The sequence below is a fragment of the Pseudomonas sp. LBUM1660 genome, from assembly GCF_059695935.1.
In genome coordinates, this window is sequence record NZ_CP166795.1 from 4231224 (window position 1) to 4245765 (window position 14542).

Sequence of the window (14542 nt, forward strand, 5' to 3'; positions counted from 1 at the left end):
GTTGAAATCGGACAACCATGGCCTGGATTGATTCACACACACGGTTCAATCCCGACCGTTACTCGGCGTCGGTGGTCGGCATCGCCGCGACCTTGGGCGACCATGATTCAGGGTTGCATCGGCACCAGCGCGGACAGTTGCTGTTCACCCGCCAAGGCTGCACACGCATCACCCTCGCGCAGCAGTTGTGCCTGTTGCCGCCCTCCCGTGCGGCGTGGATTCCACCGGGGGTTGAACACCGCGCCGTGATGCAGCAAAGCGTCGACTACCGCTCCATCTATCTGACCGCGCAGCTGTGCGCCAAGCTGCCGCAGCAAGTCTGCGTGATTGAAGTCAGTCCGTTGTTGCGGGCGGTGCTGGAACCGATCGCGCTCGCCGACTTCAACACCGATTGGCAGCAGGGCAAATTTGTTCACTTGCTGGGTCTTTGCCTGAGCGAAATTCGCGATGCGAAGCAGCAATCGATGCTGTTGCCTTTGCCGACGGACAAACGCCTGGCACCACTTCTGGCAACGCCCGAGCAACTGCCGCCGGAACTTCAGGTGTTGGAAAGACAGATCGGCGCCAGCGGCCGCACCATCGGGCGAATCTTCCAGCGCGAAACCGGCATGAGTTATCAGCAATGGCGCCAACAGTGGCGGCTGATGCGCGCCATGGAGCTGCTCGCCACTGGACGCAGCATCAGCTACAGCGCATTCGAAACCGGATTTGCCAGTGACAGCGCGTTTATTGCGTTCTTCAAGGACATGACCGGCATCACCCCAGGCCATTGGCTCAAATAAGCACCTGACGACCGGCAGCAGAAATCATTTACCACCACCACTGTCCCGGTGAGCACGCCCAAGCCTCCCCTGCTCAAACGGGTGATCGCGGCCGCGACCATTGGCGCGGTGGCTTCGCTGGCACCGACCATGGGGCCGGTGATTGGTGGTTGGATCACTGACATTTCGTCCTGGCACTGGCTGTTCTACATCAACCTGGTGCCGGGGATTTTCGTCGCGGTGGTGGTGCCGATGCTGGTAAAAATCGACCAGCCGGAACTGTCGCTGCTCAAGGGCGCCGACTACCTGAGTATGGTGTTCATGGCGCTGTTTCTCGGTTGCCTGGAATACACCCTCGAAGAAGGCCCGCGCTGGAACTGGTTCAGCGACAGCACGATTCTGACTACGGCATGGATCAGCGGCCTGGCCGGGCTGGCCTTCATCGGTCGAACCTTGCAGGTGGCCAATCCGATCGTCGATTTGCGCGCGTTGAAGGACCGCAACTTCGCCCTCGGCTGTTTCTTTTCGTTCGTCACTGGGATCGGCCTGTTCGCCACTATTTACCTGACCCCGTTGTTTCTTGGCCGGGTGCGAGGCTACGGTGCGCTGGACATTGGTCTGGCGGTTTTCTCCACCGGGGTGTTCCAGATCATGGCGATTCCGCTGTACGCCTTTCTGGCCAATCGCATCGACCTGCGCTGGATCATGATGACCGGCCTTGGGCTGTTCGCGCTGTCGATGTGGGATTTCAGCCCGATCACCCATGACTGGGGCGGCAAAGAATTGATGCTGCCGCAGGCCTTGCGCGGCATTGCCCAGCAACTGGCGGTGCCGCCGGCAGTGACATTGACCCTGGGCGGACTGGCGCCGGCGCGGCTCAAACATGCTTCGGGGCTATTCAACCTGATGCGAAACCTGGGGGGCGCCATCGGCATCGCCGCGTGTGCGACCATTCTCAACGACCTCACCAACCTGCACTTCACCCGCTTGGCGGAGAACCTGAACAGCACTAACGAGGCACTGAATCAGTGGCTGTCCCTGGTCGGCAACAACTTCGCCGCCCTCGGCCAGAGCGGCGACGTCGGCATCACCGCCAGCCTGCATCAGCTATGGCTGCTGACCTTCCGCGAAGCCCAAACCCAGACCTACGGCGATGCGTTTTTGATGATCATGGTCTGCTTCATCATCGCCACGGCGATGGTGCCCTTGATGCACAAGGTGCAACCACCGGCTGCGCCGTCAGCAGACGCTCACTGATCAGGCTTGCGGCATTTTGCGCAAACCCACTGCCAGACGATTCCAGGCGTTGATGGTGGTAATGGCTACGGTCAGGTCGACCAATTCCTTCGGGCTGAACTCGGACGCCGCCAGTTCATAGTCCTAATCCGGCGCGTGAGTCTGGCTCAGCAGTGTCAGGGATTCAGTCCACGACAGCGCCGCGCGTTCACGCGGGGTGAAGAACGGCGTTTCACGCCAGGCCGACAATGTGTACAGACGGCGCTCGTCTTCACCGCCCTTGCGCGCATCGGCGCCGTGCATGTCCAGGCAGAAGGCGCAGCCGTTGATTTGCGAGGTGCGCAGCTTGACCAGTTCGATCAGGGTTTTTTCCAGCGGCAGCTTCGAAACAGCGCCTTCCAGCGCGATCATGGCTTTGAGGGCGTCTGGGGACACGGTGTAGAAATCGATGCGAGGCTTCATGGCGGGTTCCAAGAGCAAGTGGGGGGGGAGCTAAGTTAATCCCCCCCACGCCTCTCACAAATAGCCAATATCGCAGAAGTCGAGCAGGCCATTGGATGTATCGATCGCGGGTTGGCGATCTGAAATCGGTGAGCCTGCTCACGAACCGCGCAGCGCTCATCCCCCCAAAAATAGCTAAGCCCGACTCCGCAACCACCGCAAAAACCCTCTCTTCTCCACCATCTTCGGCACTTCCTGGGTCAGGGTCTGCGCCTTGTGCACGCGGAAATCCAGCAACGCCTTCATCGCTTCGCTGATGTCATGGCGCGCATCCAGGCACGGTTTGAGGTAGTCCTTCTCGATGCGGTACAAGCTGCAGGCCGTCTTGGCGCTGAACTCCGCCGGCAGCGCGGTATCGGACAAAATCCCGCCCTCGCCGATAACCTCTCCCGGCCCCATGCGCCCGGATTCGAACTTGACCCCGCCCCGGCTCAATTGCACCGAGACCACACCCGATTCGATGATGAACAGGTGATCGCTGACCTCCCCCGCCGGCAGGATCATGTCACCGGCGCGGAAGGTTTGCAGGGTCATGTTCTGGCTGAAGGTGTCTTTCTCTTCCTGACGCAGGGTCGAGAAAATGTTCGAGCTGTCCAGCAACGCCCGTGGCCGTGACAGGCCGGCAGGCGCGTTGGATTCGACGTTCGACAACAGGCTGACACCGGACGCCTGCAAGTGCCGGTACGCCAGGTCGAACAGCAGATTGCGCACCATGCGCTTCTGATCCATGGAGACCACGAAGCCACTGATTTCGTACTCCACACCACTGGCGCTGGAGCCTTTCAACGCGACACATGGCGCCGGTTTGTTCAGCAGATAACGGCAACCCTGCATCGCCCGCTCCAGCGCGTCGAGCACCGTTTGCGGGCGCGCGTGCGGGCTCAGTTGCAGGCTGATCGAGACGCCGAACATATCGCTCGGCCGGCTGAAATTGATGATCTTGGCCTTGGCCGCCAGCGAGTTGGGAATCACCGCCAGGCTGCCCTGGGACGTTTGCAGGCGCGTGGCGCGCCAGTCGATGTCGGTGACCCTGCCTTCGGTGCCGTCGATGGAGATCCAGTCATCCAGTTGATAGGGCTTGGTGGTGTTGAGGACGATCCCGGAGAACACGTCGCTGAGGGTGCTTTGCAAAGCCAGGCCGACGATGATCGCCAACGCACCGGAGGTGGCGAGCACGCCTTTGACCGGCAGTTCGAGCACATAGGCCAGGGCGGCGATGACGGCAATCAGAAAGATCACCGCACCGAGCAGATCCTGCAGCAACCGCCCGGTGTGCCCGACCCGTTGCATCATCAGCGCACCGATCAGCACCGTCAACGTGCGCGCGGCGAACAGCCACCAGCCGATCTGCAACCCCGTGGCCGCCAGGTGCAGCGGTACGTTGTCGGCCCAAGGTGCCGGCTCCAGCGGGTTCATGCCTTCGTTGAACAACAGGACGCTGAACAGTGCAAAAATCACCAGCCGCACGACCAGTTTCCAGTTGCTGCCGTTGGCACTGATCAAGCGCCACAAGCCGAGATCGATCAGGATCAGGACCATTGCGCTGATCAATGGGTGATGGGTAAGCAGTGACAGCATCAAACAACTCCAGCGAGGGCCAATGGCGCGAAGATCTCACAGATTGGGCACAGTGTAGGAGTGTTTGATGCAAAACCAATGTAGGAGCGAGCCTGCTCGCGATAGCGGTCTGACAGTCACTGCTCGGGGGCAGTCATACCGTCATCGCGAGCCGGCTCGCTCCCACCGGGTTTTGACAGTACAACACTTGTTCATTCGCTCATCTGACCGAACCGGCCTGACTGGAAGTCGGCAAAGGCCTGATGGATCTCTTGCTCGCTGTTCATCACGAACGGGCCGTGGCCAACAATCGGTTCGTCGATCGGCTCTCCGCTGAGCAACAACACCACCGCGTCGTCATTGGCTTCCAGGCTGAGCTGATGCCCATCGCGTTCGAACAACGCCAACTGCCCTTCACGCATAAGTTCCTGACCATTGACCTCAACCGTACCGCGCAGCACCACCAGCGCGGTGTTGCGACCTTCGTGCAGGTCGAGGGTCAACAACTTGCCGCCGTTGAGGCGCAGGTCCCAGACGTCGATCGGCGTGAACGTGCGTGCCGGACCGGTGTGTCCCTCAAACTCGCCCGCGATCAAGCGCAAGCTGCCGGCCTTGTCCTTGAGCGGAAGGCTCGGGATGTCGCCATCGAGAATCGTCTGGTAACCGGCATCGGCCATTTTGTCCCTGGCCGGCAAGTTGACCCACAGTTGAACCATTTCCAGGGTGCCACCGTGCTTGGCGAACCCTTCGGAGTGGAACTCCTCGTGGAGGATCCCCGACGCCGCGGTCATCCATTGCACATCGCCGGGGCCAATCTTGCCGCCGCTGCCGGTGGAGTCGCGGTGCTCCACTTCGCCCTTGTAAACGATGGTCACGGTTTCGAAACCGCGGTGCGGGTGCTGCCCCACACCACGGCGTTCGGTGGTCGGGGCGAATTCGGCAGGGCCGGCATGATCGAGCAGCAAAAACGGGCTGATGTGTTTGGCCAGGTTGTCATAGGAAAACAGCGTGCGAACCGGAAAACCGTCGCCGACCCAGTGGGTCCGCGGGCTGGTGTAGATACCGATGATGTTTTTCATCCTGCCTCCAAATTCGTTGATTGACGCGATGGGCCCAGCTTAAGACCGATCCCTCTGATCCACTAGACGGCAAAAATCAGCCTGAGCGTTCTATCTGGAGAACGATGGCGAAGGTTTCGACAGAGTTGGTATCTGCGAGGAATTGAGCCTGGGCACTATCGGTTGATCACTCGACACACGGGGCTGGCGGAGTTTTTATTTCGGACATAATATCGACCGAGATTACAACCATAATATCTGCTACCGCCTGAGGACCTCATCATGCAAAGCCCCAACCGCGACGCCACCCTCGCCCAATGGATCGCCCAGGAACAGGCCATGCGCTCGCGTCTGGCCGGACCGGGCAGCCTGTCCATGGCCGAGGTCAGTGCGCTGTCGCCCGCCGAGTTTTTCGAGGGTATCGGCGACGGCGCACTGCCTTCACCGCCCATCGGCGCCTTGATGGACTTCATCCCCATCGAATGGTCGGCCGGGCTGTTCATTTTCCAAGGCACGCCGGATTCGCGGCACTACAACCCGCTGGGCAGCGTGCATGGCGGCTATGCGGCGACCTTGCTGGATTCGTGCATGGGCTGCGCGATTCATACGCAGCTGAAGAAGGGCCAGGGGTATACGACGCTGGACTTGCGCATCAGCTACGTCCGGGCGTTGACCGGTGCCAGCGGACCGGTCAGGGCCGAAGGGAAAATTGTGCATCTGGGCCGTTCCACTGCGCTGGCCGAGGGGCGGATTTATGATGTGGATGGGCGGTTGTATGCGACGGGGTCGACGACTTGCATGATTCTTGAGGCTCGGGGATAAGTTCCGAGACCGAGTCGCGGCCTTCGCGGGCAAGCCTCGCTCCTACAAACGCAACGCCGCCCCCTGTAGGAGCGAGGCTTGCCCGCGAAGAAGGCAGACCCGACACCCTCAATTCTCCAGGCGCCCCCCCGATTCATGACTTGCGGTAAACATTGCTTTGCCCATCCAGCGGTTTTTCCCGGGGAGGCAGCCGGGGATACTCCTGTCCATTCCCACTGCAACCCCTGGAGTCATTGATGTCTATTCCCGCATTCGGTCTTGGTACCTTTCGCTTGCAAGGCCAGGTGGTCATCGATTCGGTGAGCACCGGCCTGGCGCTGGGCTACCGGGTGATCGACACCGCGCAAATCTACGAAAACGAAGCCGAGGTCGGCGAGGCCATCGCCGCCAGCGGTATCGCCCGTGAAGAATTGTTCATCACCAGCAAAATATGGGTCGCCAACTTTGCCAAAGACCGGTTGATCGACAGCCTCAAAGAAAGCCTGCGCAAACTACAGACCGACTACCTGGACCTGACACTGATCCACTGGCCGTCGCCGGACGATCAAGTGCCGGTCGAAGAATTCATGAGCGCCTTGCTCGAAGCCAAGCAACTGGGCCTGACCCGGCAGATCGGCGTCTCGAACTTCACCGTTGAGCTGATGCGAAAAGCGATTGCAGCGGTCGGTGCCGAGAACATTGCCACCCACCAGATCGAGCTGCACCCGTACCTGCAAAACCGCAAGGTCGTCGAGTTCGCTCAGCGTCACAGCATCCAGATCACCTCCTACATGACCCTGGCCTACGGCGAAGTGTTGAAAGACCCGGTCATCCAGCAAATCGCCGAGCGCCTGCAGGCCACCTCGGCGCAAGTCACACTGGCCTGGGCCATGCAGCTGGGTTACGCGGTCATCCCCTCTTCCACCAAACGCGCCAACCTGCAAAGCAATCTGCAAGCCTGTGCCCTGCAATTGAGCGAAGCCGACATGGCGCTGATCGCAGGTCTTGATCGCGGCCATCGATTGACCAGCCCCAAAGGCATCGCGCCGAACTGGGATTAAGTGTCAGCCCGGCTCAAGGCTCTGATCGAGACTTGACATGGCGTGCTGCAATTGACCGACGGCCTCGTCGATCGATACCACATGCCCTTCGCCGCAGGCGCGCTCCAGCGCCTCACAACACTCGATCAACCGCTGGGCCCGGACCATGCGCGCACCGCCCTTGATGCGGTGCGCCAGGATTCGCAGATCAGCGAGATGGTTGCCAGCGTGCGCTTCAAGCAGATGTTCACGGTCATCCCGATTGGTCACGGCCAGTTCGCGCAGCAATTGATTAATCAACGTCCGGTCTTCACCGACGTATTGCTCCAACTCGCTCAAGTCGATCAGCGACGACGAAGGGGGTTCACTCCTGGCCTCTTCAAACCGGTCAGCCAGCCATCCACTCAGATCCGCCAGCCGAATGGGTTTGAACAGGCAGTCATCCATGCCCGCCTCAAGGCACCGGACCTTTTCCTCGCGTTGCGCATTGGCGGTAAAACCCAGGATCAGCGTCGGCAACAGGCCTTGCATACGCTCTTCATCGCGTATCGCACCGGTCAATTCATAACCGCTGCGGTTCGGCATATTGCAGTCAGTGATGACCACATCGAACTCGTGGACACGCCACAGCTCCAGCCCTTGCTCGCCATCCTCGGCCTCCATCACGCGATGCCCCAGATAGCCCAGCTGGCTTGAGAGCAACAGGCGATTGGCCGGGTAATCGTCAACCACCAAAATCGTCAGTGGCCGCGTGGGTTTCAGCGATCCGCTGTCCACTGCTTCACAGGGTGGCAACGCTTTCAACGCCATCACCGAAAGACTGATGTCGACTTGCGAGCCCTGGCCGAGGACGCTTTGCAGCACCAGCCGTCCGCCCATCATTTCGCACAACGTGCGGCTGATCACCAATCCCAGGCCGGAACCCTGGCGGGCGGATTGCTGGCTGTTACCGGCCTGAACGAACGGACTGAACAACCGCTGCTGGTCGGCTGCACTGATGCCGATGCCACTGTCTTCAATGCGCAGATTGACCGCCAGATGCCCCGACACACCGGGCACCACGCGCATCGTCAAACTCACCTCCCCTTCACGGGTGAACTTGATCGCATTGCTCAACAGGTTGGACAGCACCTGCTTGAAGCGCGTGGGGTCGACCAGCACGTCGCAGTCGCTGCGCGGGTCGAGATCGACTCCCCACGCCAGATTTTTCTCCCGTGCCAACCCTTCAAAGACCCGGCACACCGATGCCACCAGCTCCCGCAGATTCACCCGCTCGGGCGTCAGGGACAAATACCCGGATTCGATGCGTGCGATGTCCAGGATATCGCCGATCAATGCCAGCAACTGCTGCGCGGCGGTGGACGCGACGCCTATGGAAAAAAGGTCGGCGATGCCCGCTTGCGCCCGCTTCTCAGCCATTTCAAGCATGCCGATCAAGGCATTCATCGGTGTGCGGATTTCATGGCTCATGGTCGCCAGAAACGTGGTTTTGGCACGGTTGGCATCGTCCGCCGCGTCCTTGGCCTCCTGCAATTGCTGCACCCAAAGCTGGCGCTGGCGGATCTGCCGACGCTGCCAGGCAATCCAGCCCATCGCCAGTAACAACAAAGCCCCGGCGGCGGCAAATGCCTGCAAGATATTTTGCCGATGACGCAGCCAATAGCTGTCTTCGACTACCGCATCATTGCTCCAGCGAGCGACCAACGCGTCCATCTCTTCGGGCGAAATACTCAGCAACGCCTTGTTCAAAATCGAGTACAACTCCGGCTGGTCACGACCGGTTGCCATGGCGATGCGCGCCGGCTCATCACCCACGGTGCTGCTGATCCGTAAACGCTCCTGGTAATACCGGGCAATCAGGTAACGGGTGATGAACAAAGAGCTGAGCGCGGCATCAGCCTGCCCCTTCGCCACCAACTCCAGGCCCTGGGCCGGGTTTTGTACGTCCACCATCTGCACCTGCGGCGCCCGCGCCTGAATGAACGCACGCATCGGGTGACGGGAATAAATCGCCAGGCGTTTACCGGCCAGATCGTCCAGTGTCTTCGGGCTATCGGCCGTTGTTGCACTGACCAGCGTGTACGGATTGGTCACATAGGACCGGGTAAAGTGCAGTCCGGCTACGTCCGTGGTCGTGGGGATGATGGCGGGCAAAATGTCGATCTCGCCGGCCTTGAGTCGCTGGATCTGCTGGTCCAGGGTCTGGCCTCGCACCACGTTGAAGTTCAAGCCGCTACGCTGGCTGATCAGCGTCAGCAATTGCGCCGTCAACCCACTGAAGCTTCCATTGGCGGTGTAAAACGTCAACGGCGCAAAGTCCTCGATCGCCGCCACCCTCACCGTCGGATGCTGATCCAGCCAGCGCTGTTCACTCACACTCAGACCCACGCGTTGCTGTCCCGCCACTTTGGCCCTGCCGGCGCTCCAGCGCTGCTCGATGATTGAGCGCTGCTCCATGGGGATCGCCGCCAGCGCCTTGTCGATGAGATCCTTCAACGGCAGGTTGTCCCGAGCCAGGGCAAAGCCAAACGGGTTAGCGTCGAGGCCCGACGGCCCCACCAGACGGACGGAATTGAAGTAGTTATTGTTGATCAGATAATTGCCGCTGATGAGGTCGCCGAGGTACACATCATCCTGCCCATACGCCACTGCCCCGAGCGCATCGAGCGCCGACGGATAACGTTGCAGGCTGGCCTCGGGATAGAACGATTCAACGCTCTGCGCCGGCAGATAATCGTCGGCCATGGCGATGCGCTTACCTGCCAGATCCTCCGGCATACGCTCGTCCAGGCGGGTGACCAGCATCGGCTGATCTTCAGCATAAGCACTGGACAGGATCAGCTCGGGGTCGGCCAGTTCGAAGTTGTTAGAGGTCCCCAGCAGATCCAGCTCACCGGATTTAAGAGCCTCCATGGCCGCTTCGCGCGTGACATAACGCAGCACCTCGATCTGCACGTTCAACAGTTGCGCCACCAGCGCGGCGTAATCGGCGGTGATGCCCTCCAACTCGTCGTGATTGCGCGTCACCTCGAACGGCGGGTAGTCCGGCCCGCTCACCCCGAGGCGCAGGACACGCTTATTGCGCAGCCATTGCCGGTCCTGTTCATCCAGACGGAGCTCGTAGCCCTCCACCGTCGAACGGCCCAGCAGCTGCAAGCGCTCCGACTCGCCGGCGACCGTGGCCAAGGCTGGCAGCACCAGGCACATCATCAGGATCAGCAGAATGCACCGCACGGTCTGGCGCACTCAGATCAGGTGATTGCGTATGGCGAAGTCCCGCAGATGCACCGCCGCAACAACCCCCAGTTTTATGATCAAGCGCGTTTTGTAGGTGCTGACGGTTTTGTGGCTCAGGTTCATGGCTTCGGAGATCGCTTTGTTGGAGAAGCCTCGGGCAAGGTATTGCAAGATGGTCAACTCGCGGTTGGACAGTGTATCGATCAACTTCTTTTCGCTGTGTTGCAACGGGTTCATCGGCCTGGACAGCAACTGCGAAAAATAGGTGTAGCCCGCCATCATTGCGTGCACAGCTTTGTGCAACTGATCCAGGCTGTTGGTTTTTGAGACATACGCCAACGCGCCACCGCGCATGCAACGCTCCTGGAAAAACAGCGGATCGAGCGAAGTGAAAACCAGCACCACGCATTTCCAGTCGCTGGCCTTGATTCGTTCCAGCAGGTCCAGGCCGTTGCCGCCGGGCATCACCAGATCCAGGATCAGCAGATCGACCTGATGCTCGCGGAGCAGGGTCAACGCTTCCCCAACGCTAGCCGCCTCATGAATCCGCTTGAAACCTTCCCGCTCAAGTACCAGCTTGACTGCGGCGCGAACCACCGGATGATCGTCCACAATCATCACTGACTTCATGGCAACTCCCTGTGCAAAGACTCAACGAATGCCCGTCGGATAACGCCGGGGCAGACGCAACGGCTGCGCCAGGACTGTTGCATGGGAGAAAGGCAGAATCTACCTGTCAGAAATGACAGTGCCGACGAACGGTATGTCGCAATCACCCGGCGTACCGCTGATAACGCTCCTGCGACGATGGATCAATGATCGTCATCAACATCTGGATACACCGCAGATCAGGCAGCGCCGCATGGCTCACTTGAACTTTCGGTTGCCGGCTGGCCGGGATCGCCGGCAACTGTGCCCGTTGGCCGTCGAAAATCAGTGCGTGGCGAACCTGCGGGTTATCGAGAAAATAGCTGAGCAAATCCAGTTCACCTGCCGCCAGCGCGGCATTGACGACAACCAGGTCGAACGGCTCGCAACCGTACTCGACCAGGGTCAGCATTGAAGCAAGGTCCTGCACTGGCGCCACTCGGTAATAATCGAGCTGATTGAACAACCGCTCGATCAGCAACCGGTGAAAGTGTTGCTCGTCGGCGATCAGGATGCGCAAAGCTTTATTCGGCATCGGAGCCTCTCTGGAAAGCGCGGTTTTTTGGATGCGCGGAGGCTACGGGAGACGCACGAATGTTTCTGTAGGACTTTTCCTAAAAAACCGCCACTTCCAGCCATTACTGCCATCCAAACCGCCGAATGTAGAAACCCTTCACCGCCTGAGTCAGCCCCATGTACGCCAGCAGGATCAGCGGCAGGAACACGAAATACAGCGACGGCAGCGCCTGCAATTTGAAGTAGTGCGCCAACGGCCCCATTGGCAGGAAAATCCCCACGGCCATGATGATCCCGGTCATGACCATCAGCGGCATGGCTGCGCGGCTTTGCAGAAACGGGATTTTCGGTGTGCGGATCATGTGCACGATCAAGGTCTGGGTCAGCAGCCCGACCACGAACCAGCCGGACTGGAACAGGGTTTGATGGTCCGGGGTATTGGCGTCGAACACGTACCACATCAGGGCAAACGTGGTGATGTCGAAGATCGAACTGATCGGACCGAAAAACAGCATGAAGCGCCCGACATCCGCCGGTTGCCAGCGCTGCGGCTTGCTGAGCATTTCTTCATCGACGTGATCGAACGGGATGGCGATCTGCGAAATGTCGTAAAGCAGGTTCTGCACCAGCAGGTGCATCGGCAGCATCGGCAGGAACGGAATGAACGCGCTGGCCACCAGCACCGAGAACACGTTGCCGAAGTTAGAACTGGCGGTCATTTTGATGTACTTGAGCATGTTGGCGAAGGTCCGGCGCCCTTCCAGTACGCCCTCCTCCAGCACCATCAAGCTCTTTTCCAGGAGGATGATGTCGGCCGCTTCCTTGGCGATATCGACGGCGCTGTCCACCGAAATACCGATGTCGGCGGTGCGCAGCGCCGGTGCGTCGTTGATGCCGTCGCCCATGAACCCCACGACATGGCCGTTGCCTTTGAGCAGACGCACGATGCGTTCCTTGTGCGACGGCGTGAGTCTGGCAAAGACGTTGGTGGTCTCGACCGCTACCGCCAGTTGGGCATCGCTCATGCGCTCGATGTCGTTGCCCAGCAGCAGGCCTTGTTGTTCCAGGCCGACTTCGCGGCAGATCTTCGCGGTCACCCGTTCGTTGTCGCCGGTCAGCACTTTCACCGCGACACCATGAGCGGCCAGGGCCTTCAGGGCCGGGGCGGTACTTTCTTTCGGTGGATCGAGGAACGCCACATAGCCGATCAGCGTCAGCGCCTGTTCATCCGCCAGGCTGTAAGTGTCGCGGCCTTCGATCATGGGCCGTGCAGCCACGGCGACTACCCGCAGACCTTCAGCATTGAACGCGGCAGTGACCTGGCGAATCCGCGCCAACAGTTCATCGGTCAGCGCTTCATCAACCATGCCGTGGCGCACACGCGTGCAGACCGCCAGTACTTCTTCCACCGCACCTTTGCAGATCAGCAAGTGCGGTTGATCGCGCCCGGCGACCACCACCGACATGCGTCGGCGGGTGAAGTCGAACGGAATTTCATCGACCTTGCGAAACGCCGTGCCGATCTTCAGCTCACGGTGGATTTCCACGTGCTCAAGCACCGCCACGTCCAGCAGGTTTTTCAGGCCGGTCTGGTAGTAGCTGTTGAGGTAGGTCATTTCCAGCACGTCGTCGGAGTCGTTGCCCCAGACGTCTACGTTGCGGGCGAGAAAGATTTTGTCCTGGGTCAGGGTGCCGGTCTTGTCGGTGCACAGCACGTCCATGGCGCCGAAGTTCTGGATCGCGTCGAGGCGTTTGACGATGACTTTTTTACGCGACAGGAACACCGCGCCTTTGGCCAGGGTCGAGGTGACGATCATCGGCAGCATTTCAGGGGTCAGGCCCACGGCAATCGACAGCGCGAACAGCAGCGCTTCGGTCCAGTCGCCCTTGGTGAAACCGTTGATGAACAGTACCAGCGGCGCCATCACGAACATGAAGCGGATCAACAGCCAGCTGATTTTGTTGACCCCGGTCTGGAACGAGGTCGGCGCGCGATCGGTGGCACCGACACGCTGGGCCAGGGCGCCGAAATAGGTGTTGTTGCCGGTGGTGAGAATCACCGCCATTGCCGTGCCGGACACCACGTTGGTGCCCATGAACAGGATGTTGTCCAGGTCCAGCGGGTTGCCGGTGTTGCTGTCCTGCTGGCGGGGAAACTTTTCCACCGGCATCGATTCGCCGGTCATCGCCGCCTGGCTGACGAACAGGTCCTTGGCGCTGAGCACCCGGCAATCGGCAGGGATCATGTCGCCGGCCGAAAGCACGATCAGATCGCCCGGCACCAATTGCTTGATCGGCACCTCGGTGCGGGATGCCTCCCGGCGCAGCACCGTGGCGGTGTTGCTGACCATTGCCTTGAGGGCGTCGGCGGCCTGGTTGGATTTGCTTTCCTGCCAGAAGCGCAACAAGGTCGAGAGCACCACCATCGAGAAAATCACGATGGCGGCTTTCATGTCTTCCGTCAGCCAGGAGATCACCGCGAGCAAGGTCAGCAGCAGGTTGAACGGGTTTTTGTAGCAGTGCCACAAGTGGGTCCACCAAGACAATGGCTGCTCATGCTCGACTTCGTTGAGGCCGTATTGCTCGCGCAATGTGTCGGCTTCCCGTTCACTCAAACCGTCGGTGTGGCTGCCAAGTTTTTTCAGCAAGGGGCCGGTGGCGCTGTTGGCAGCGGCGACCAGGGTTTGCGCCAGCGTTGGCGGAACTTCACGGCTGACCGTGGTGTCGGTGAAGCTTTCCAGCAGCGCCAGTCGGCGAAAGTGTCGGCCGATGTGACGGGTGCGCAGGAATCCGGCGAAGAATTCCTTGAGCAGGGTAAGGTTCATGGCGTTGCCCCCGGGGTCAGCCGGGAGACCTTCAAGCAGGCGTGTCGAGTCGCTGCGATGACGACAGGCACGTCGAACATCACACACGGTCAAGCGTCGATGAGAGGGAGGTCGGGACACGGCGCAAGCGTGGCCGCTATCGGGATTTCCGCTGCTCGCTTATCGGCGAGACAACGGCAGCAGGCTGCGCGTTATCGTGCCGGGAGGGTGCCGGTTATCGAAACCGGCCGACGACTGTCACTCGAACAAGTACCCAATGAGGGTCTCCGCTATTGATGAAAACGCGCGAAGCTTAAGCCCCGATTTGTGGAGAGTAAACGAAGGAACGGTGGGTGGTGGGGGAATCGCGGGGTTCTTCAGGA

9 protein-coding genes and 2 pseudogenes are annotated in these 14542 nt (G+C 60.2%); 4 read left to right on the forward strand and 7 right to left on the reverse strand.

The features are described from left to right. Positions 1-17: 17 nt before the first annotated feature. A complete protein-coding gene (locus ACA068_RS19765; protein ID WP_497304150.1) occupies positions 18-782 on the forward strand; it encodes an AraC family transcriptional regulator in 765 nt (254 codons plus the stop codon). A gap of 75 nt (positions 783-857) precedes the next feature. Continuing rightward, a pseudogene (locus ACA068_RS19770) lies at positions 858-2018 on the forward strand (DHA2 family efflux MFS transporter permease subunit); the annotation flags it as partial. Here ACA068_RS19770 and ACA068_RS19775 read toward each other — a convergent pair. The 3 genes and pseudogenes from ACA068_RS19775 to ACA068_RS19785 all read right to left on the reverse strand — a co-directional run bounded on the left by ACA068_RS19775 (position 2019) and on the right by ACA068_RS19785 (position 5134). Beyond that, positions 2019-2459, reverse strand: a pseudogene (locus ACA068_RS19775) (carboxymuconolactone decarboxylase family protein). Positions 2460-2633: 174 nt separating this feature from the next. Then, positions 2634-4076: a mechanosensitive ion channel domain-containing protein gene (locus tag ACA068_RS19780; protein ID WP_497304152.1), complete on the reverse strand. Its 1443-nt coding sequence runs from the start codon at positions 4074-4076 to the stop codon at positions 2634-2636. Between the two features lie 191 nt (positions 4077-4267). Continuing rightward, positions 4268-5134, reverse strand: coding sequence for a pirin family protein (locus ACA068_RS19785; RefSeq protein WP_497304154.1), 867 nt, complete (start codon positions 5132-5134; stop codon positions 4268-4270). 261 nt (positions 5135-5395) lie between these two features. Here ACA068_RS19785 and ACA068_RS19790 point away from each other — a divergent pair, with 261 nt between their 5' ends. Further along, positions 5396-5935, forward strand: coding sequence for a PaaI family thioesterase (locus tag ACA068_RS19790; RefSeq protein WP_094468238.1), 540 nt, complete (start codon positions 5396-5398; stop codon positions 5933-5935). A 236-nt stretch (positions 5936-6171) separates the two neighbouring features. Then, positions 6172-6975, forward strand: coding sequence for a 2,5-didehydrogluconate reductase DkgB (gene dkgB, locus ACA068_RS19795; RefSeq protein ID WP_497304156.1), 804 nt, complete (start codon positions 6172-6174; stop codon positions 6973-6975). Between the two features lie 3 nt (positions 6976-6978). Here dkgB and ACA068_RS19800 read toward each other — a convergent pair whose 3' ends face one another. The 4 genes from ACA068_RS19800 to mgtA form a co-directional block, all read right to left on the reverse strand. Further along, on the reverse strand, positions 6979-10200 hold the full coding sequence (locus ACA068_RS19800) for a transporter substrate-binding domain-containing protein (protein ID WP_497304158.1): 3222 nt from the start codon (positions 10198-10200) through the stop codon (positions 6979-6981). After that, positions 10201-10821, reverse strand: coding sequence for a response regulator (locus tag ACA068_RS19805; RefSeq protein WP_497304160.1), 621 nt, complete (start codon positions 10819-10821; stop codon positions 10201-10203). Positions 10822-10963: 142 nt separating this feature from the next. Further along, a complete protein-coding gene (locus ACA068_RS19810; protein ID WP_497304162.1) occupies positions 10964-11374 on the reverse strand; it encodes a response regulator in 411 nt (136 codons plus the stop codon). 103 nt (positions 11375-11477) lie between these two features. Continuing rightward, a complete protein-coding gene (mgtA, locus tag ACA068_RS19815) occupies positions 11478-14180 on the reverse strand; it encodes a magnesium-translocating P-type ATPase (protein ID WP_497304164.1) in 2703 nt (900 codons plus the stop codon). Positions 14181-14542: the final 362 nt, after the last annotated feature.

Bases quoted from the DNA above. Each gene is read 5' to 3' on its own strand.
- ACA068_RS19765 (WP_497304150.1), top strand. From the start codon at position 18: ATGGCCTGGATTGATTCACACACACGGTTCAATCCCGACCGTTACTCG.
- ACA068_RS19780 (WP_497304152.1), bottom strand. From the start codon at position 4,076: ATGCTGTCACTGCTTACCCATCACCCATTGATCAGCGCAATGGTCCTG.
- ACA068_RS19785 (WP_497304154.1), bottom strand. From the start codon at position 5,134: ATGAAAAACATCATCGGTATCTACACCAGCCCGCGGACCCACTGGGTC.
- ACA068_RS19790 (WP_094468238.1), top strand. From the start codon at position 5,396: ATGCAAAGCCCCAACCGCGACGCCACCCTCGCCCAATGGATCGCCCAG.
- dkgB (WP_497304156.1), top strand. From the start codon at position 6,172: ATGTCTATTCCCGCATTCGGTCTTGGTACCTTTCGCTTGCAAGGCCAG.
- ACA068_RS19805 (WP_497304160.1), bottom strand. From the start codon at position 10,821: ATGAAGTCAGTGATGATTGTGGACGATCATCCGGTGGTTCGCGCCGCA.
- ACA068_RS19810 (WP_497304162.1), bottom strand. From the start codon at position 11,374: ATGCCGAATAAAGCTTTGCGCATCCTGATCGCCGACGAGCAACACTTT.
- mgtA (WP_497304164.1), bottom strand. From the start codon at position 14,180: ATGAACCTTACCCTGCTCAAGGAATTCTTCGCCGGATTCCTGCGCACC.